18 protein-coding genes are annotated in these 19,303 nt (G+C 67.6%); 13 read left to right on the top strand and 5 right to left on the bottom strand.

Going from position 1 to position 19,303, the window contains the following annotated elements; translation table 11 throughout:
* The first annotated feature begins 66 nt into the window (after positions 1-66).
* The 7 genes from DFW101_RS01170 to DFW101_RS01200 all read left to right on the top strand — a co-directional run bounded on the left by DFW101_RS01170 (position 67) and on the right by DFW101_RS01200 (position 8,870).
* Positions 67-513 (top strand): hypothetical protein, encoded by a 447-nt coding sequence (locus DFW101_RS01170; protein WP_009179706.1) that lies wholly within the window; start codon positions 67-69, stop codon positions 511-513.
* Positions 514-594: 81 nt separating this feature from the next.
* A complete protein-coding gene (locus DFW101_RS01175; RefSeq protein ID WP_009179707.1) occupies positions 595-1,248 on the top strand; it encodes a lactate utilization protein in 654 nt (217 codons plus the stop codon).
* A 32-nt stretch (positions 1,249-1,280) separates the two neighbouring features.
* The gene (locus DFW101_RS01180; RefSeq protein WP_009179708.1) at positions 1,281-2,000 is read left to right on the top strand and encodes a hypothetical protein; all 720 of its coding nucleotides are present in this window, start codon (positions 1,281-1,283) and stop codon (positions 1,998-2,000) included.
* Positions 2,001-2,242: 242 nt separating this feature from the next.
* On the top strand, positions 2,243-3,418 hold the full coding sequence (locus DFW101_RS01185) for a hypothetical protein (protein WP_009179709.1): 1,176 nt from the start codon (positions 2,243-2,245) through the stop codon (positions 3,416-3,418).
* Between the two features lie 69 nt (positions 3,419-3,487).
* Positions 3,488-4,828: an HDOD domain-containing protein gene (locus DFW101_RS01190; RefSeq protein ID WP_009179710.1), complete on the top strand. Its 1,341-nt coding sequence runs from the start codon at positions 3,488-3,490 to the stop codon at positions 4,826-4,828.
* A 28-nt stretch (positions 4,829-4,856) separates the two neighbouring features.
* Positions 4,857-6,251, top strand: coding sequence for a sigma-54-dependent transcriptional regulator (locus DFW101_RS01195; RefSeq protein WP_009179711.1), 1,395 nt, complete (start codon positions 4,857-4,859; stop codon positions 6,249-6,251).
* A 126-nt stretch (positions 6,252-6,377) separates the two neighbouring features.
* Positions 6,378-8,870: a CBS domain-containing protein gene (locus DFW101_RS01200; RefSeq protein ID WP_009179712.1), complete on the top strand. Its 2,493-nt coding sequence runs from the start codon at positions 6,378-6,380 to the stop codon at positions 8,868-8,870.
* Positions 8,871-9,280: 410 nt separating this feature from the next.
* On the opposite strand, the gene DFW101_RS01205 is transcribed toward DFW101_RS01200, so the two are convergent.
* Positions 9,281-10,984 (bottom strand): putative bifunctional diguanylate cyclase/phosphodiesterase, encoded by a 1,704-nt coding sequence (locus tag DFW101_RS01205; protein ID WP_009179713.1) that lies wholly within the window; start codon positions 10,982-10,984, stop codon positions 9,281-9,283.
* Positions 10,985-11,491: 507 nt separating this feature from the next.
* Between DFW101_RS01205 and DFW101_RS01210 the strand changes: the two genes are divergently transcribed.
* The 3 genes from DFW101_RS01210 to DFW101_RS01215 all read left to right on the top strand — a co-directional run bounded on the left by DFW101_RS01210 (position 11,492) and on the right by DFW101_RS01215 (position 13,370).
* On the top strand, positions 11,492-11,674 hold the full coding sequence (locus tag DFW101_RS01210) for a ferredoxin (protein ID WP_009107682.1): 183 nt from the start codon (positions 11,492-11,494) through the stop codon (positions 11,672-11,674).
* 314 nt (positions 11,675-11,988) lie between these two features.
* The gene (locus DFW101_RS19725; RefSeq protein WP_009107683.1) at positions 11,989-12,138 is read left to right on the top strand and encodes a hypothetical protein; all 150 of its coding nucleotides are present in this window, start codon (positions 11,989-11,991) and stop codon (positions 12,136-12,138) included.
* Between the two features lie 197 nt (positions 12,139-12,335).
* Positions 12,336-13,370, top strand: a complete 1,035-nt coding sequence (locus DFW101_RS01215) for a DUF1786 domain-containing protein (protein ID WP_009179714.1) — start codon at positions 12,336-12,338, stop codon at positions 13,368-13,370.
* A gap of 284 nt (positions 13,371-13,654) precedes the next feature.
* Here the strand turns inward: DFW101_RS01215 and DFW101_RS01220 are convergent, their stop codons facing one another.
* Positions 13,655-14,509, bottom strand: a complete 855-nt coding sequence (locus tag DFW101_RS01220; RefSeq protein ID WP_009179715.1) for a carboxymuconolactone decarboxylase family protein — start codon at positions 14,507-14,509, stop codon at positions 13,655-13,657.
* A gap of 97 nt (positions 14,510-14,606) precedes the next feature.
* Here DFW101_RS01220 and DFW101_RS01225 point away from each other — a divergent pair, with 97 nt between their 5' ends.
* Positions 14,607-15,488, top strand: a complete 882-nt coding sequence (locus tag DFW101_RS01225; protein WP_009179716.1) for a LysR family transcriptional regulator — start codon at positions 14,607-14,609, stop codon at positions 15,486-15,488.
* A gap of 144 nt (positions 15,489-15,632) precedes the next feature.
* Here the strand turns inward: DFW101_RS01225 and DFW101_RS01230 are convergent, their stop codons facing one another.
* Positions 15,633-16,484, bottom strand: coding sequence for a YitT family protein (locus DFW101_RS01230; RefSeq protein ID WP_043643073.1), 852 nt, complete (start codon positions 16,482-16,484; stop codon positions 15,633-15,635).
* Positions 16,485-16,618: 134 nt separating this feature from the next.
* Here DFW101_RS01230 and DFW101_RS01235 point away from each other — a divergent pair, with 134 nt between their 5' ends.
* Positions 16,619-17,338 (top strand): hypothetical protein, encoded by a 720-nt coding sequence (locus tag DFW101_RS01235; protein ID WP_009179718.1) that lies wholly within the window; start codon positions 16,619-16,621, stop codon positions 17,336-17,338.
* Here DFW101_RS01235 and DFW101_RS01240 read toward each other — a convergent pair.
* Both DFW101_RS01240 and DFW101_RS01245 read right to left on the bottom strand, forming a co-directional pair.
* Positions 17,323-17,724, bottom strand: coding sequence for an SH3 domain-containing protein (locus DFW101_RS01240; protein ID WP_009179719.1), 402 nt, complete (start codon positions 17,722-17,724; stop codon positions 17,323-17,325). The genes DFW101_RS01235 and DFW101_RS01240 overlap by 16 nt on opposite strands.
* A gap of 16 nt (positions 17,725-17,740) precedes the next feature.
* Positions 17,741-17,983 carry a hypothetical protein gene (locus tag DFW101_RS01245; RefSeq protein WP_232286122.1) on the bottom strand — a complete coding sequence of 81 codons (243 nt, stop codon included), beginning with the start codon at positions 17,981-17,983 and terminating at the stop codon, positions 17,741-17,743.
* Between the two features lie 561 nt (positions 17,984-18,544).
* On the opposite strand from DFW101_RS01245, the gene DFW101_RS01250 reads away from it, so the two are divergent.
* Positions 18,545-19,291, top strand: a complete 747-nt coding sequence (locus DFW101_RS01250; RefSeq protein WP_009179721.1) for an SIR2 family NAD-dependent protein deacylase — start codon at positions 18,545-18,547, stop codon at positions 19,289-19,291.
* Positions 19,292-19,303: the final 12 nt, after the last annotated feature.

Genomic DNA, 19,303 nt, shown 5'->3' on the forward strand with positions numbered 1-19,303 from the left:
CTTTTCTTGCTTTACAAGGAAAGGGAATCGCAACCGGCCGACCCACGGGCCAAAGGGAGAACAACCATGGCGACAGGGCGAAGGGAAGGGCCACGGAGGTGGGCGGCCCTGGTCGTGGCGCTGACGGTTGCGGCGATGCTGTTGTCCCCGGCCACGGGGCAGGCGGTCAGCCGGGCCGGCGCCTACTGGGCCGGGCTCAGCCGGGACCAGAAGACAGACCTGGTGCTCGGGATCTTCGACGGCTTCAATCTCAACGAAAACATTCTGGGAATCACGCTCAAAAACGAGTACACGATCTGTTCCGACATCATGGAAAGCATCATGCGCCAGTCCGACGCCTTTTTCGCCGGCATGCCGGCCGGAAAAATCGTCACGGCCCTGGACGCTTTTTACGCGGACAGAAAAAATAAAAATATCCCGGTCTCCTGGGGCGTGTGGGTGGTGGTGCGCAAAAACCGCAAGGACGCGACGGTGGGCGAGTTTCTGGGCGAATTGCGAAACATTTATCCATGACGGCGTGTGTCTTGCTTTTTTGGGCAGCGCGATTAAAAGGACAGGCGCCAACCGGCCGGCCGGTCGGCAAGGAGGCGACCCATGCCAGATCCCCGGGAGGGCTATTACGCCAAGCGCCTGGAAGAGGTGGCCGAGGCCCTTGGCCGCAACCACTTCCAGGCCCATGTCGTGCCCGACGCGGCCGCGGCCCGCGATCTGGTTCTCGAGCGCATCCTGCCGGAATCGCGGGCAAGGACCGTGTCCTTCGGCGGCTCCGAGACCCTTGCCGCCACGGGGCTGCCGCAAGCCCTGGCCGAAAAAAGCGAAATTTCCGTCCTTGACACCTTCGACCGGACCATCCCCCCGGAGGAGCTCCACGAACGCCGCCGTCAGGCCCTGCTCGTGGATCTTTTTTTGACCGGCACCAATGCCGTCACCGAGGACGGCGTGCTGGTCAACCTGGACATGATCGGCAACCGGGTCTGTGCCATCAATTTCGGGCCCCGCCAGGTCGTGGTCCTGGTCGGGCGCAACAAGATCGTGCCGGACTTGACATCCGCCTTTTCGCGCATAAAGGAATTCGCTGCTCCGGCCAACGCCATGCGGCTGTCCAAGAAAACACCGTGCGTGGCCACGTCCCATTGCGAGGACTGCGGCAGCCCGGATCGCATATGCAACGTATGGGCCATCACCGAAAAGTCCTTTCCCAGGGGACGCGTCACGGTGATCTGCATCAATCAGGATTTGGGACTGTAAAAGGCCTGTTACGGCCAGACGAGGTTCCGGCATTGTCTTGGAAGAAGATACCCCCCGAGGCGGATTATTTTCACTGCGAACCCGGCACGGATTACTACATCTGCGAAGAAGGGTTCGTGGTCGAAGGCCGGTACTTGCAAGACGAAGGGGCCAATTTGGACAAGGCCATCTGGCCGACGGTCCAGGGCAACCGCGCCTACATCCGGGTGCGCCGCAAGGGCGTGGACAAGAAGTTCCAACTGGTGCGGATTTTCGCCGAGCTCTTTCCCGACCTCCTGGACGGGGAAGTCCTGGTGCGGACCCGCAAGGGGCCTTTCAGCATCCGGATCGAGGCCGAATCCGGCGAGGACGATGCGCCGGCCAGGCCGGCCGCGTCAAAGCCCCGCAAGGAAAAGGCCGTGCGCCGCGAGCGCGAGGAAGTCGAGGAGGCCTTGCCCGACACCGACGATGAGCCGCTCATGATGGAAGAAGAGGACGAGGACGAGGAGGTCGTGGCCCCCCTGTCCGACGCCCGCATCTGCAAAGTCTGCAACCTGCGCAAGCGCGCCTCGGAATTCAGCGCCCGCGACGACATGTGCCTGGATTGCTACATGGGTCGCGACGAACTCTTGAAGGAAATCATCGCCCGGCGGCGTCGCAAGACCAAGGCGGCCGCTCCCCGGGCGGTCGAGGAGAATGCCGAAAACAGCGGCATGGACGACGGCCTGGACTCCTTTGGCCGCATGGATTTCGGCATCACGTTGCCTGATTAGCGGCAGGCGTCCTTCCCGGCCCGCCGTCCCCAGGCGGGACGGCGGGCCGGGAAGGACCGGGGCGGGAGGGACCGATCCACGGCAGAGGGAGGGGCCTCGCCCGCCCGGCCCGTCTTCCATTCTGGCATCCTGGCTCCTGGTATCCTGGCGCGCCGCCCCTCTGGCCCGGGCGGCGGCTCCTGGCCCTTGGTGGCGCCTCCCGCGAGGACCAGGCAACAGGTCTTTGCCGCGACGAGGTTCCCATGTCCCATCCGCCTCCCGCCGCGTCCTCCCGGCAGCCGGACGCTCCCCCCCGGGAGCGGCGGCTTCGGGAAGTCGATCTGCTGCTGCCCGTGGCCGCCGCCATCTGCATCGCCCTCAGTTGGTACGTGTTTCTCGACTATGAGCGGGCCGCCACCTCCGGGGCCGTGCCCCCGGAGGTGGCGGCCCGGGTCGGCGAGATGCGGGTCATGATGGTGCTTTTGAGCGTCGGCGGGCTTGGCCTTGCCGGACTGGCCGCCAGGGACGCCCGGCGGCGGCGCCGGGCCGAGGACGAACTGCTCGTGGCCCATGCCGCCCTTGGCCGGCGCATGGCCCGGCGCACGGATGCCCTCAAAAACCGCACCAAGGCCCTGCGCGAATCCAGGCTCCGCGAACGGCTGGCCGAGCGCGAGGCCGAGGCGGCCTTTGCCGCCGGCCAAGTGGAGGCGGCCGGCACCTATCTCCACCACGTGGGCAACGCCCTGTCCGCCTTCGAACTGGAACTCTTGCGCCTCGACCGGGCTCTGGAAGGCGCGGGCCGGCTCGACGCGGCCTTCGACGCCCTGGCCCGGGCCATCGAATCCGGGGACCGGGCCGAGGCCGGCCGCGGGGCGCAGGTCCTGCGCGACGCCGTGATTGGGCGGACCTTTCCCCGGCTGTCCGGCTGCGCCGCTTCCCTGGGCGACCTCAAGGGGCGGATGCTCGGCGAGCTTGAGCGCCACCGGGGCGAATTCGAGCGGCGCGGCACTCCCCGGCCCTATGTGCAGGACGTGCGCCTGGACCTGGAGCTGGCCGCCATCCTCGACCGCATGCCCCGCGCGGCCGGCAGCGACCCGGTTTCCCGCGACATCCTGCCGGAGGTGGTGGTGACGGTGCGCAAACAACCGTTCCTGCTCGGGCTGGCCGCGCTGTTGCGCCAGGCCCTGGACGCGGCCACGGATCCGGTCCGGGTGCGCCTCGGCCAGGGGCCGGACAGGCGGGCGGTCCTCACCCTGGACGGCGTGCCGGCTGCCGAGACCGGCGAACCGGCCGTGGCCGCGTTCATCAATTTTTTGAACGAAAACGGCGGGGCCTTCCGCCACGAGCCCGGGGCCGCCGGCCGTCCCCCCCGCCTGGTGGTGGAAATCGCCGAACCGCCCCGGGGACAGGCCCCGTCCGGGTTTCCCGGCCTTTCTTGACAGCCTCCCCCAATACCTTATGATTGCGGACTTCAAGGATCAATTCGCGTTGACGGACTGCGGGGGGCAATGGTCAGACGCAACGTAACCGAGCTGCGCGCGGGCATGGTGCTGGCCGAGGACGTCATGACGCCCGGCGGCCGCTTTCTTATGCCCAAGGGCACCACCCTCGATCCCGGGCACCTGAAATCCCTGCTTGCCTGGAACCTGCCCACCGTGGCCGTGAACCAGGCCGACGGCGAGGGGGCGTTCCCGTCCGCTTCCGGACCCGGGGCACCGCCCGCCGCCGCCCCTGGCCCGGACCTGGCCGAGGCCGCCGAGGCCGCTGTCCGCGAACGACTGCTGTGGCTCGACCTCGAGCACGAGGCCGGACAGGTTCTTTTCCGGCTGGCCCTGGAGCGGGAAATCCGAAGGCGCGTCACTGTCCAGGAAGCCGGCGGGGCCGGCGAAGTCCACGGTCTCGGACAGGAACGGCCGGAGAGAACAGACCGGCCAAACAGAAGCGACGAGGCCGCGCCGCCGCCCCTGGCTTCGCCCGAAGCCCTTTTGCGGGACGAGCCCCAGCTCGTTTCGCCACCGGAAGTCTACCTGCGCATCAACGAGGTCCTGCGCGACCCGAAAAGCACGGTGGAGGACGCGGCCGCGAGCATCCGCTACGACCCGAGCCTGGCCGCCAAGCTCCTGCGCCTGGTCAACAGTTCCTATTACGCCCGCACCATGCGGGCCGTGGAGGGCCGGTTTCCGGCCAAGGTCGACAGCCTGTCCCGGGCCGTGATGGTGGTCGGGGCCCGCCAGCTGGCCACGCTGGCCCTTGGCGTGTCCGTGTTGCCGCTGTTCCAGGACATCCCGCCGCACTGGGTCAACATGCGCGTTTTCTGGGAGCACAGCGTGGGCTGCGCCGTGGCCGCCCAGGCCATTGCCGCGGCGAGCGGGCGGGGCAATCCCGAAACCGCTTTCGTGGCCGGGCTCCTGCACGATATCGGCCGCATCCTGGCCTTCAAGCAGGCTCCGGCCCACATGGCCGCGGCCATGCGCCAGGCCGCGGCCGAGCGGCTGCCGCTGTCCTTTGCCGAACGCGGCCGCCTGGGGTTCGACCATGCGGCCCTGGGCGGCCATCTGCTCCAAAAGTGGCAGTTTCCGGCCAATCTGGAAAAGATGGTCCGCTACCACCACGATCTGGACGAACCGCTTTTCATCGAGGAGCCGGCCGTGATCCATCTGGCCGACGGCGTGGCCACGGCCCTGGGCTGGGGCGGCAGCGGCAACCGCCACGTGGGGGCTTTGTCCCCGGCCGCCTGGGAGGCCCTGGGCCTTTCCGGCGACGCCCTGGCCCGCATGGTTCCGGCCATGGAGGCGCGGCTGGCCGAAACCATGCGGAGTTTTTTCCCGGACCGGCCCGGCCCGCTGTGACGCGGCCGGCAAGACCTCTGGAGCACGGATGTCCGCCCGAATTCTGGTCATCGAGGACGATGCGGCCTTCAGGGCCATGCTGTGCGAGGCCCTGGCCTCCAAGGGCTACGAGCCGCTTGGCCTGGGCTCGGCCGAGGAGGGGGTGGCCAGGGCCCGGGCCGAGGCCTTCGACCTGGTGCTGACCGACGTCATGCTGCCGGGCATGGACGGCATCGAGGGCCTCTCGCGCCTGAAAGAAGCCAGCCCCGGCTGCGACGTCATCGTCATGACCGGCTACGCCACCAAGGAAAAGGCGCTCGAAGCCGTGCGGCTCGGGGCCTACGACTTTTTCGCCAAGCCTTTTTCCCTGGCCGAGATGGAAGTGGTCATCCGGCGCGCCCTGGAACGCCGGTCGCTCCTCGCGGAGCTCACCCGCTTGAAATCCGCCCTGGCCTGCGGGCGCGGGCCGAATATCGTCGGCCAGTCGCCGGTCATGCGTGCGGTGGTGGACATGGTCCGCCGGGTGGCGCCGCTCGATTCCACGGTCCTTATTACCGGCGAGTCCGGGGCCGGCAAGGAAGTGGTGGCCGACGCCATCCAGGCCCTGAGCAAACGGGCCGACGCCCCCTTCATCAAGGTCAACTGCGCGGCCATTCCGGAAAGCCTTCTCGAATCCGAGCTTTTCGGCCACGAAAAAGGGGCCTTCACCGGGGCGGTGGCCCTCAAGAAAGGCAAGTTCGAGCTGGCCGACCACGGCACCATCATGCTCGACGAAATCGGCGACATGCCGCTTTTCCTGCAGCCAAAGCTCCTTCGGGCCGTGGAACAGAAGCAGATCGAGCGGGTCGGCGGCACAAAACCCATCGACATCGACATCCGCATCGTCGCCGCCACCAACCAGGACCTGCAAACGCTTGTCGCCGAAAAAAAATTCCGGGCCGACCTCTATTACCGCCTGAGCGTGGCCGCCATTCCCCTGCCGCCCCTTCGCGACCGCAAGGAGGACCTGCCGCTCCTGGTCGGTCATTTTCTCGAACGCATCAATCCGCGCGTCGGCGTCAACCTGCGCGGCGTCTCCCGCGAGGGCATGCAGCTTCTCTACGCCTGCGACTGGCCGGGCAACGTCCGCCAGTTGGCCAACGCCCTGGAGCGGGCGGCCATCGTCAGCACGGGCGACGTGCTGACCGCCTCGGACGTGGCCCGGGCCCTGGACGGCCCGGCCCGCCTGGAGCCGGCCGAAGCCGCCTGCGTCCACGAGGCCGGGAACCTCCGGGACACCCTCCAGGACATGGAGCGCAACATGATCGTCTCGGCGCTCAAAAAGGCCGGCGGCGTCCAGAAGGACGCGGCCCGGCTCCTCGGCGTCAGTCCGAAAAACCTCTGGAACAAGATCCAGAAGCACGGCATCGGGGCGGCCGACTACGCCGTGGCCCCGGTGTCCTGACCGGCGGGGCGGTCCGAGCCTCCGCCGACCGGGAGGCCGGATCCGGGCCATCTTGCCAAGGCCGGGAAATTCGGGCATCGGCCACCCCATCCCGCTTTGGCGGGGGAACCTGTCCGAGGAGGTCTCATGGGTGACAGGCGCCTGGCCGAAATCGTCTCCCCCGACGTCATTGCCGTTTCTCCGGCCGTTTCGGTCCGCGAGGGCCTCGACGTCATGCGCCGGCGGAGCATCTCCTGCCTGATCGTGGCCGAGGCGGGGCTGCCTGTCGGCATCATCACCGAACGCAACATCCTGTGGGCCGCGGCCCACAGGGGCGAGGACTTTGCGGACCGGCCCGTGGCCGACCTCATGAGCGCGCCCGTGGTCACGGTGGCCGAGGACACCATGCTGGTCGAGGCCTACCACCTGCTGGCCAAAAAGCGTCTGCGCCACCTGGTCATGGTGGACGCCGCCGGCCAGGCCCGGGGCGTGCTCACCCAGTCGGACCTGATCGAGCGGCTGGGGCACGATTCCCTGTCCGAAATAAAGCGCGTCTCCGTCATCATGACCCGCGAGGTGGTGACCGCGCCCGGCAACATCACGGTGCGCGAGGCCGTCAGGCGCATGGCCGACCGGTCCATTTCCTGCCTGATCGTGGCCCGGGACGCCCGGCCGGCCGGCATCATCACCGAGCGGGACGTGGTGCGCCTCCTGGCTGAAAGCCCGCACCTCGGGCGCCTCAAGCTCTATGACATCATGAGCTGTCCGGTGGTCTGCGTGGAGGCCGACCGGCCGGTCTTCGAAGCGGCCATGGTCATGAAAAAGCGGCGCATGCGCCGGCTGGTGGTGGTGGACGACGACCGCCGGGTGCTTGGGGTCGTCACCCAGTCCGACATCGTGCGGGGTCTCGAGAGCAGGTACGTGCGCACCTTGAAGTCCGCCCTGGCCGAGAAGGACGAGGCCTTGCGCGAGGTCGGCAAGTCCCTGGTCGAAAAGACCATGTTCCTCGACAATCTCTTGCGCAGCGCCGAGATGGGGATCGTGGCCGCGGACGAGACCTGGCGAATCACCTACGTCAATCCGGCGGCCGAGGACCTTTTTTCCACGCCGGCCGCCGATCTGGCCGGCCGGGACCTGCGTGAGGTCCATGTCCAGGCCGGGGTGGACCTCGGCACCGTGGGCCGGGGCCTGGACGCCGTCTCGCCGACCCGCAGCCACGATTTTTCCCTGACCCTGACGCGTGGGCAGGATATCCGCCGCTATGCCGTGCGCATTTCCGGCATCTACGACAAGGAAGGCGTGCCGGCCGGGTTCGTGCTCATGGCCCGGGACGACACCGAGCGCCGCCAGGCCGAGGAACATCTGGAACGGCTGACGCGAAACCTCGAACACCTGGTGGTCGAGCGGACCCGCGACCTGACGCGCCAGGCCCGGGAACTCAAGGAAGCCAACGAGCGCCTGCGCGGCATGGACGAGATCAAAAGCGCCTTTCTCTCGGCCGTCTCCCATGAACTGCGTACCCCGCTCACCTCGCTGCTCGGGTTTTCCAAGCTCATTGCCCGGGATTTCAGCCGGCATTTCCGGCCCCTTGGCGCGGGGGAGGCGGCGCTCGACAAGCGCGGAGCCCGCATCGAGGACAACCTGCGCGTCCTTTTCAGCGAAGGCGAACGCCTGGCCCGGCTTCTAAACGACTTTCTCGACCTCTCCCGCATCGAGTCCGGCCGCATGGAGTGGCGCGACCGGGAGATCTGCCTGGACGAGGTGGTGCGCAGCGCGGTCGCGGCCGTGGCCGGACTTTTCGCCTCCCGGCCGGAAGTGGATCTGGAGATGCGCCTGCCGGACGTCCCGGTCATGGTCCTGGCCGACCCGGACCGCCTGGAGCAGGTGCTCATCAACCTGATCGGCAACGCGGCCAAATTCACGGCCGTCGGGGCCGTGACGGTCCGTCTGGCCGTGTCCGGCCCGCACACGGCGCGGGTTTCGGTTTCCGACACGGGCCCTGGCATCGCCGCCGAGGACCGGGAACTCATTTTCGACAAGTTCCGGCAGGTCCGCCGCGATCCCGAAGGCTCGGCCCCGTCCAAGGGCACGGGGCTTGGCCTGGCCATCTGCCGGGAGATCGTCGGCCACTACGGCGGCCGGATCTGGGTGGAGCCGGCGCCCGGCCGGGGCGCGGCCTTTCTTTTCGAGCTGCCGACCACCGACGGCCAGGGGGTCTGTCCGCCGCCGCGCTCCGGCCGGCCGGAGCAGCGCGAGCGGCCCCTGGTGCTTGTGGTCGATGACGATCCGGCCGTGTCCTCCTTCCTCATCCAGTTCCTGGAAGGAGAGGGCTATCAGGTGGCCGCGGCCCACGACGGCGAATCGGCCCTGTCGGCGGCCGAGAAGCTCAAGCCCCACGCCATCACCATGGACATGGCCATGCCGGGCATGGACGGCCGGGCGGCCATGGCCGCCCTGCGAAACGATCCCGACCTGGCCGGCATCCCGGTCTTGGTCATCACCGGCCACGAGGGCGCGCCGCCCGAGGGCGCGGATGCGGTGCTGCGAAAGCCCCTCGACCCGGACAGGCTCTTGGCCGCCATCGAGGGCCTGCTGGCGCGGCAGCCGCAAGACGGGGGAACGGGAGATGCGGCCTCGTAGCGCGCCCATGAAAAAGTACAGGCTCTTTCCATGAGTAACAGTATAATATCGTTATTTTTTCTTAAAAAATGCCGGTGTGTTTTTTAAGGGTCGCGACACGAGGAAGGCGGGGTCCCTTGGAACAGCGGAAACGGAAGTCGTTGGCGGCCCAAGGCCTTTACAACGGGCCCGGGATGCTTATGATAAGCATGTAAGGGGAGCGGATCCCCTCAAGATATGTCACCAACGTGTGACGGAGGAACGAGCGAAATAAATACCAGCAACCATAACGGGCGTATCGAGGCCCAGCATACAGAGATTCGCCAGGCGTACTAGAAGAGTTCCCAGCCAGTGCCTTGGAACCGGCTGCCCCTGCAGCTCCCACGCCGAAAGCGAATCTCTTTTTTTGCGGAAAAAGCGTTGCCCCGACTTCAATGCCCAGGCGGCGCGTCCACTCGCCAGTGGCGCAGCACCAAGGCGTCGAGTTCCTCGCCGGGAACGGGTTTTGAAAAGAAGAATCCCTGGGCGCTTTCGCAGCGCAGATCCGACAGCGCCGACCGGTGCTCGTCCAATTCCACCCCCTCGGCCACGACTTCGAGCCCCAGCTTGTGGGCCATGGCGATGATCGTGCGCACGATCTCCATGTTCTGCTCGGCCTCGTTCATGTTGCCCACAAAGGACCGGTCGACTTTCAGGCTGTCGAAGGGAAACCGCTGGATGTAGGAGAGCGACGAGTAGCCGGTGCCGAAGTCGTCGATGACCACCTTGAGCCGGAGGGACTTCAGGCGTTTGATGGTGGAGATGGCCTCGTCGGCGTCGTCCATGAGCACGGATTCGGTCAGTTCGAGCTTGACCAGGGACGGGTCGATGCCGGTTTCGGCCAGGATGGCGGCCACCTCGTCCACGAAGTCCGGGCGTTTGAACTGGCGGCCGGAGATGTTGACCGAAAGGGTCAGCCGGGCCGCGTCGGGGCTGGCCTTGGCCAGGGCCACCATGCGCCGGCAGGCCTGGCGCAGGATCATGGCCCCCAGTTCGTTGATGAGGCCCGTCTCCTCGGCGATGGGAATGAATTCCACGGGCGGGATGAGCCCCTGCCCGGGGCGCTGCCACCGGGCAAGCGCCTCGACGCCCGTGATCTCGCCGGTGCGAAGCGACACGATCGGCTGGTAATGGACCGTGATCTCGCCCGATTCCAGGGCATGGCGCAGGGCCATCTCCATTTCCATGCGGCGTTGGGTCAAAACCCGCATGCCGGCGTCAAAGACCGTGAAGTGGTCGCCGCCGTGCTCCTTGGAACTGTACATGGCGTTGTCCGCGTCGCGCAGCACCTGGTCAGGATGTTCGTAGACCGCCGAGCCAAGGACCACCCCGATGCTGCAGGTGACGAAAATTTCCTGCTTTTTGAGGCGGAAGGGCGCGGCCAGCTCGCGCAGCACATTGGCGGCCATGGAGCTTGTCTCCTCCATGCCGGCCACGTCCTCGATCAGGATGGCGAATTCGTCGCCCCCGAACCGGGCCAGGGTGTCCACGTCGCGCAGGAGCTTTTGCAGGCGGTTGGCGATGATCATGAGCAGCCGGTCGCCGGTGACGTGGCCGAAGGTCTTGTTGACCAGCTTGAACCGGTCCATGTCGAGGTAGAGGACCGCGTACAGGGCGTCGGGATTGCGCTTCTGGCGCCGGATGGCCTGGTCCAGGCGGTTGATGAAGAGCGCCCGGTTGAACAGCCCGGTCAGGGTGTCGTGGAAGGCGTCGTGGAGGATGTGCTCCTCGAGCTGCTTTTCCCGGGAGATGTCCGTCAGGCTGACCAGGGCCCCGGGGACATCGCCGGCGAGCGGAGTGACGCACAAGGCCCGCCAGACCGGCACCTGGGCCGCGCCGCACGGCAGGTCCATGGTGTAGCGCGACGTCCTGGCCCCGAGCACCGAGGCCAAGCCCTCGCGCACGGCGGCGGCGGCGGTGGGGGAGAGGATCCTGTCGCAATAGCCGGTGAAACGGCGGCCGATGGCGTCGCCGGCGTCGATTTCGTTTAGAAGGGTCAGGCAGGAGGCGTTGGCGGCAACGACCAATCCGGCCGTATCGAGCACGGCTGCATGGGAAGGGAGGGATTCCAGAAGGTCGCGTGATTCGGGAAGCATGGCCCTTCGTCGTTGGTATGCGGTGATCAAAACGGCTGTCGCAACGGTTGGGAGAATGTAAAGTTTTTAAATCCCACCGTCAAAGGACAATTAGACGCTCCCGGCCGGCCGTTTGGCCCGTCCCGGTCGCGGGCCGGAGCCCGGCGCGGTTCCCTCACCAAAAAAATCTGATAAACCATCGAGTTGTCAAGATGGATGCGGCGAAAAACCCTGCCCGCTCGTTCTTGACTTTTCGTTTGCGCCCCGTCATAGACGAACTTCCCGGGTATCGTGCCTTGCCCGGGTGATTCGCAAACAAGGACCCCCTTTTCATGCGGCGGGCATTTAAAGACCACTGAACCAAGAAGGCATTTTCCAGGGTGAACGCTTCTCCCTGGAGCGGCAGAGGGTTAGGGGGAACATCCTGGCAACATAGGGTTTCAGAGACTCTGTCCGGCGTCGCCACCGGGTTATCCCTTGGAAAACCGGACCGGGCGCCGTCGGACCAACCTTTAAGGAGGACCGGACATGGCCATTGTTATTGATGACGATGCTTGCATGGGTTGCGAAGCTTGCGTGGAGACCTGCCCCGACGCGTTCGAGATGAACAGCGACGGCGACAAGGCCATCGTGAAAGACGCCGACACCGAAGCCGATTGCGTGGACGAAGCCGTGGACGCCTGCCCGGCCGAAGCCATCAGCAAGTCCTGACTGCATTGATCCCGCACGGGATCGGCCGCGCCGGGAAACCGGCGCGGTTTTTTTGTCGCCGTCCCCTGGCCGCCTCCCCCCCTTTCGGCCGTCGAAAACCTTCGACTTCCCACCCCCCCCCTGTCCCGGGCCGGCGCTTTTCCGACGCCCGAGCCGGCCGGCTCTTTTGGCGACATGCATAAGCCTTTGCCGGAAACGTCCGATAAGAGGCGTGAAGGTTCCCGCCTCCGGACGCGCAAGCAGCGCCTGTGGAAAAGGAACGTTTCTTGCTTAGATATGAGGCGTGAGGATTCGCTTCCGAGCGAGGTGCCACCATGAAGCGTTTTCGTAATTACCTGCAACACCGGCTCAATCCCGTGCATATGTACTGTCGGCTCATGGATTTCGGCCTGGCCGATGCCAGGGCCCGGCAGGTCTGTTCCGTGTACGAACGTTTCATCTACAAAGGCCTGCTGTTTCATTAGGACACAGGCCAAGGCCCGTGCGCCGGCATTTCCCGCGGCGGCCACCCCTTTTCCGGGCCGGCGGCGCGCCTTTCCGCCCGGTGTACGTTTTTTTCCCACACTGTCGCTTTTCGTTCCATTTTCGTAACCAGCCTCCTGCCTTGAACCGCGCGCGTTTCTGTCGTAATATCAAGCTTTGCATCCGCAAGGAGAAACCCATGGCCGAACGCGCGCTGTGTCTTGATATCGGTTCCGGCACCCAGGACGTCTATTATTACAATCCCGCCCTGGAGCCGGAAAACTGTCCCAAATTCGTGCTGCCCGCTCCGGCCCGGCTCGTGGCCGCCCGGCTCGCCGAACTGACCCTTGCCGGCAAGCCCGTGTATCTGTGCGGCCGCAACATGGGCGGGGGCTTTTTCAAGGCCGTCAAGGCCCACCTCAAGGCCGGACTGCCGCTGGCCGCCCACCCCGATGCCGTCTGGGCCCTGACCGACGATCCCGAACGGCTGCGCGCCACCCTTGGCATTGCCGTCACCGACCATCGGCCGGACGGTCACGTGCCCCTGCCGCTGGCCGACTACGAGCCTGGCTTCTGGAAGGCCTTCCTCGCCGCCGCTTCCCTGCCGGAACCGGAGCTCGTCCTGGCCTGCGCCCAGGACCACGGCCTGCACCCCGGCAAGAGCAGCCGCGAAGGCCGCTTCAAGCTCTGGGAAAAATTCCTGCGCGAGGCCGACGGCCGGCCGGACGCCCTGGTCTACGAAACGCCGCCCCGGGAACTGACCCGGCTGGCCGTGCTCCAGCAGTCCATCGGCGGGGGGCCGGTGGCCGATTCCGCCGCCGCCGCCGTGCTCGGCCTCCTCACCGACCCGGTCATCAAAGCCCGAACCGCCGAAACCGGGGCCATGCTCGTCAACATCGGCAACAGCCACACCCTGGCCGCCCTGGTTTTCCGGGACCGCATCCACGGCATCTACGAACACCATACCGGCATGCTCACGCCCGAGGAAGTCTGGGCCGACCTCGAACGCTTCCGCCGGGGCGCCCTGCCAAACGCCGAAGTCTTCGACCGCGGCGGCCACGGCTGCCTGACCCTGCCGCTGCCCGACCCCAGCTGCATCTTTCCTTACACCTCGGTCATCGGCCCCAAACGGGCCCTCCTGACCGGCTTCGACGTCGACTTCCCCAGCCCCGGCGGCGACATGATGCTCACCGCCTGCTTCGGCCTGGCCCGCTGGCTGCGCGAACGCAGGTAGGAGGAAGATGCCTCCGGCGGCCGGGGGGGATCATCCCCCCCGGACCCCCTGAACGAGGCAGGCAGGGATTGGGGCGGGCGGGTGGAAGCGCGGTCTTGGGCGGGTGTGCGACGCCGGTCCGATTCCGGCCATCCCGGCCCCTTGCCTCGGGGATGTGGCGAGCGTCGTTTTTTTCCCGACTGCTGCGTGGTCGCAAAGCCTGTCCTCCTTCCGGGTGGGTCCGGGAGGGGGTGACCCCCTCCCGGCCGCCGGAGGCATCTTTTTTTCTTTCTTTTCCTCCCGCCTCACTCGCCTATTTCCGCGAACGCTGTCCGGGCCACTCCCAGGCCGTTGAGCGCCGCCGGGAAGCCGGCGTAGACGGCCATCTGGATAAGCACCTCCACGATCTGCTCGCGGCTGACGCCAACGGCGCGGGCGGCTTTGACGTGCACCTTGAGTTGCGGCTCCATGGTGCCCCGGGCCGTGGCGGCGGCGATCATGGCGATTTCCTTGTGCGCCGGCGTGAGGATGTTTCGGGCGATGACGTCGCCGTAGGAGAAGTCGAGGATGAAGCCGGCCATGTCGGGTGCGAGGTCGGCCAGGGAGTCGAGGACCTGCCGGCCGGCGTTCCGGCTGGTGGCCTCGAGGGCGGCCAGTCCCCGGGTGCGGCGATCCGTGGTTTCGGGAGCGGGGGCGGGGGGCGGGGTGACGCCGCGGTCGGCGAAGACCTGCCGGGCGGCGGCCAGGCCGTTGAGGCCGGCGGGAAAGCCGGCGAAGACGGTGGTGACGTAGAGGATTTCGATGATTTCGGCGGGCGAGAGGCCGGCGGCGAGTCCGGCCTCGATGTGAAACCGCAGTTGCGGCGCGGCGTTGCCGAGGGCCGCCAGGGCGGCGATGGTGGCGGTCTGGCGCAGGGCCGGGCTCAAGCCCGGCCGGGTGAAGACGTCGCCGTAGCCGAATTCGACGACAAAGCGGGCCATGTCCGGCGCGATGTCGGCCAGGGATTCCTGGACGGTCCGGGCCTTTTCCGGCGCCAGGGCGCTGAGGGCGGCCCAGCCCCGGTCGTAGCGTTCGTTCATGTCGGTTCCTCCCCGGGTTGCGGTTGCGGTCAGGGCGATGGCCAGAACCAGTGCGGACAGTGTGCATGTTTTCCGAAGCATGGTCGCCTCCTGATCGGTTGCGGCCAGCCTAGGCGTGTTGGATCGAGAGGTGAAATACCGATTTACACGTCGATTGAGACGTGGAAAATATCGATCCATGGAACTGCGGGATTGCGTCTGTTTTGCGGCCGTGGCCGAGGAGCTGCATTTCGGCCGGGCGGCGGCGCGGCTGCACATGGCCCAGCCGCCGCTCAGCCAGCGCATCCGGGCTCTGGAAGAGGAGCTTGGGGCCAGGCTTTTTGTCCGCACCAGCCGGAAGGTGGCCCTGACGCCGGCCGGCGAGGCCTTCTGGCGCGAGGCGGCGGCGCTTCTGGAACAGGCGGCCAAGGCCGGGGAAACGGCCCGGCGGGTGGCGGCGGGGCTGGCCGGCCGGCTGACGGTGGGGTTCGTCAATCCGGCCATGGACGCCTTCCTGTCGGACGCTCTGGCGCGGTTGCGGCGGAGCGCGCCGGCGGTGGAGTTGCGGCTTGTCGAGATGACCACCCGGGACCAGGAACAGGCCCTGGCCGGCGGGCGGCTGGATGTGGGCTTCGTGCGGTTCGCCGGCCAGGACATTCCCGGCGCGACGGTGGCGGTCGTCTCCCGGGAACCCTACCTCCTGGCCCTGCCGGCCGGACACCGTCTGGCGAGGCTCAAGCGGGTCCCCCTGGCCGCGCTGGACGCCACGCCGCTGGTCATGCCGCCCCGGGCCCAGCTTCCGGCCCTACGCGCGGCCATGGAGGCCGCCTTGGCCACGGCCGGGGTCCGGCTGGCCACGGCCCAGGAAGCGGCTTCGAAATTCACCACGTTATCCTTGGTCGCGGCCGGCCTCGGCCCGGCGTTCCTGCCCGCCTCGGTCCGGGTGTGGAAGCGGGCGGGCGTGGTCTACCGCGATATCGACGGCGACCTGCCCCTGGTGGAACTGGCCGCCATCCGGCCCGAGGGCCGGGAGAACGCGGCCGTGGACCGGCTGCTCGCAACCATCCCGAAGCCGGCCTAGGCCGGCACCGTCCCTTTCATTGCACTTGCATGGGCAGGGGTCCGACAACCGACACGGTCCCCCCATGGGGGAGGGTTCGGGAGGGGATCATCCCCCTCCCGGTGGGGTCCGGGCCAGGGCCCCGGCCGCCGGCGGCATGCCGCCTCAATACACCTTGCGTCTGGAAAAGCCCTCGCCAAGGACGTTAAACGTGTTCTCCACCACGAAAAAGGCGTTTGGATCGTGGGAGAAGACCAGTTCTTCCAGGCGTTTGATCTGCACGGTGTTGGTGATGGTCAGGATGACCCGTTTGGATTTTCCGGTATAGGCCCCGGCGCCGTGAAGAAACGTGGCCCCGCGCCGCAGGTTGTGGATGATGTCCCGGGCGATGGCGTCGGCCTTGTCGGAGATGATGAACACCATCTTGCGCTGGTTGAAAAGCGACAGGAAATAGTCCATGACCTTGGAGTTGGTGTAGGACAGGATGATGGAGTAGAGTACGAGCGTCGGTTCGTAAAAGGCCAGTCCGGCGGCGAATACGGCCAGATTGAAGAAGAAATTGAATTGCCCGATGCGCAGGTTGTATTTCTGGTTGAGCCAGATGGCCAGGATGTCGGTGCCGCCGGCCGAGCCCAGGGACCGCAGCATGATGCCCGATCCCGCGCCCATGACCGCGCCGCCGAAGATGGCGGCCAGGAGCGGGTCCGCGATGAGGGCCCGGGCCGGCAGGAGCTGCATGGTGGCGCTGATCGCGCCCATGCCGAAGAGGGTGTAGAGGAAAAAGCGCCGCGACAGGCTGTGCCAGCCAAGAAGCATCAGCGGCACGTTCAGGAGGAAATAGAGGACCCCCGGGCCGAACAGGCCGGTCAGATAGTAGAGGAGCAGGGCCACGCCGGAGATGCCGCCGGCCATGAGGCCCTTGCCGACGACGATCTCCTGGATGCCGACGCTGAAAACGGACGCGCCGAAGGTCAAGAGGCCCAGGTTCCAGAGGATGGAGCGGTGTTTTGCCAACATGGCCCTGTAGGTATGCAAGGCCGGCGGCAAGGGCAAGGGGACGCTTGCCCTTGCCGCCGGCCCCGGGCCGGGTGTAGCCGTCAGGTCGTGGGAGAGGCCCGGCCGTTTTGGCCGTGGCCGGGGGAGGAGGCGTCGTGGAGGATGTGCTGGCCCATCTGGATACCATTCTGTGGGCCTTGGCGGGCAAGGCGGCGGATTTCTGCCTGAACGTCGCGATCCTGGCCGGGCGCCAGGCCCTGGATTGGGCCCTGGCCGTGGCCGGGTGGATAGGGATTCTGGCCGCCAAGGTCGCGGCCGTACCGTTGTGGGTGTCCGTGCCGGGCGCGGTGCTCCTCGTCGGGCTTGGGGTCTGCTACGCCCTGCGCCAGCGGCTCTACGACCGGGTGCTGGTCTACCACCTCGTATGGCTGCGGCGGCAGGGGTATGGCAAGCAGGTTTTCCAGGTGCGCCGGGGAGCGGTGCGAAAGACGGTGGCGGCCATGGCCCGGCCGGTGCCGCTGCCGGACCGCTTCGAGACCCTCGCGGTCTACGAGGCCGTGGCCGACCGCTACCTCGTGGCCTACGGCCTCTGCGGCCAGGCGACCGGGGTGGCCGAGGGCGTGCGGACCTACCGGCGCGACCGGCGGGCCGGGCTGGCGGCCATGGGCGCGGACCTGATCCGGCATTTCCGGGCCAATGTCCGCTTGCTCCATGCCGACAGCGAGCTGCGGGCGCTTTTTGCGGTCCTGGATGCCGTTGACCCGGATTTCGCGGCCTGCCGACCGGCCTTGCCGGGCGAACGCAAAAGCGGCGGCCCGGGACCGGGCCCGGACCGCCGCTGCCAGGGCGGGGAAACGGCCTACGGCGTCAGCTGACGCCGCTTGACCCAGCCGTCGATGGGGGTGCCGGGAACGTGCACCCGCACGAAGGGGCCTTCCCAGCCGACGATGCGCACGGGCGTGCCGTAGGTCAGGGACGTGACCGGCGGACAGCCTTCGCCCGGGCAGGAGTGGACGGTGATGGCCCGGCGGGCCACCTGCTTGATGTTGGGATCATAGCCCGGGGGCGGGGCATAGGCCGGCGGCGGGGCGTAGGCCGGTGGCGGCGCGTACTGCGGCGGGGGCGGGGGGCCGGCCGGACGGCAGGCCGCGCCGGCCCAGACATAGCCGGGCGGGCAGATCGGTTGGGCCGTGCCCGGCGTCGGCCCGGCCAGCATGGCGGTGGCGACAAGCAGAAAGGCGATGGCGACAAGGCGCTTCATGGCGTCCCCCTGGGGCTTAGAATCGGGTGTTGGCCCGGGTGGTGCAATTGACGAACTGGGCGTTGCACTGGTTGTTGCAGAAATTGCGGGACTGGCCGTAGGTGCGGCGGTTGCAGCGGTTGGCGCAGTTGGCCTGCTGCTGGTTGCACACGGCTATGGCGTTGGCGCGGCCGCGTCCCGGACGCTGGCCGGGGGCCATCGCCGGGCCCGGGGGCAGGCCCGGGGCCGGGGGGACGACAACGGGGCCGGGTGTCATCACGCCTCTCGGTCCGGGTGCGGGAGTGGTCCGGGGAGGCCGGGGCGTCGCTGGCGGGGCCACGTTGGGCGCGGGCTGGCCTTGCATGCCGCCCTGGCGCGGGGCATTCGGCGCAGGCTGGCCCGGCATGCCGCCCGGCTGTGGGGCATTCTGTGCAGGCTGGCCCGGCATGCCGCCCGGCTGCGGGGCATTGGGCGCGGTTTGGCCCGGCATGCGGCCCTGGCGCGGGGCGTTGGGCGCGGGCTGGCCCGGGATGCCGCCCGGCTGCGGGGCGTTGGGCGCGGGTTGGGGTTGCGTTCCCCCCGGCGCGGGGGGGGGGGCGAAGGCTGTTGCTGCATGCCGGGCGGCGGCATCTGGGCCAGAAGCGCCGGTTCGGCGGCGATGCCGATCACCGGCAGCGACAGCAGGGTGCAAAAGACCAACGTACGGACAGTGCGTTTCATAATAACCTAAACCTCCTGCGTCAGATGGTGGACACGATGCCTTTTACCACCGATACCGCAATGTGGAAGAAAATACAGCCTGTTTGTGGAAATTGCCAGGAATGCAACCGGAGTGCCGGCCGTGGATGAAGCCCTTCATAAAGCGGCCGGCCTCGTGCGTCGGGCCGGATGCGTCCTGGCCCTGACCGGGGCCGGGGTTTCCGTGGCCAGCGGCATTCCGGATTTTCGCAGCCCCGGCGGCCTGTGGGAGCGCCACGACCCCATGCGGGTGGCCACGGCCGAGGCGCTGGCCCGACATCCCGAGCGGGTCTGGGCCTTTCTGCTCGACGCCCTGGCCGTGGCCGGCCGGGCCCGGCCCAATCCGGCCCACACGGCCCTGGCCCGGCTGGAGGCCGCCGGCCGCCTGTCCGGCATCGTCACCCAGAACATCGACGGCCTGCACCAGGCGGCGGGTTCGCGAAACGTGGTGGAATTCCACGGCAGCCTGGCCCGCTATTCCTGCATGGGCTGCGGCCTGGCGCACGATCCGACGGCGGCGCTGGCCCTGACGGCCGGGGATATTCCGTGGCGCTGCCGGGACTGCGGCGGCGTGGTGCGGCCGGACATCGTTTTTTTCGGAGAGGCCATTCCACTTGACGCCCTTGGCAAAAGCGGTCAATTGGCCTTGGCCGCCGACTGTATCGTGGTGGCCGGAACATCGGGGGAGGTCGCCCCGGCCAATCTCCTGCCACGGGAGATAAAGGCCCGGGGCGGGGTGGTCGTGGAAATAAATCTCATGGAAAGCGCCTACAAGGGGCTGTCCGACGTCCGGATTGCCGCGCCTGCGGAAATTGCCCTCCCAGCCCTGGCCGATTTCGTGCTTTCCTAACCTCTTACATTT

The organism is Solidesulfovibrio carbinoliphilus subsp. oakridgensis, assembly GCF_000177215.2.
GTDB lineage: Bacteria > Desulfobacterota > Desulfovibrionia > Desulfovibrionales > Desulfovibrionaceae > Solidesulfovibrio > Solidesulfovibrio carbinoliphilus.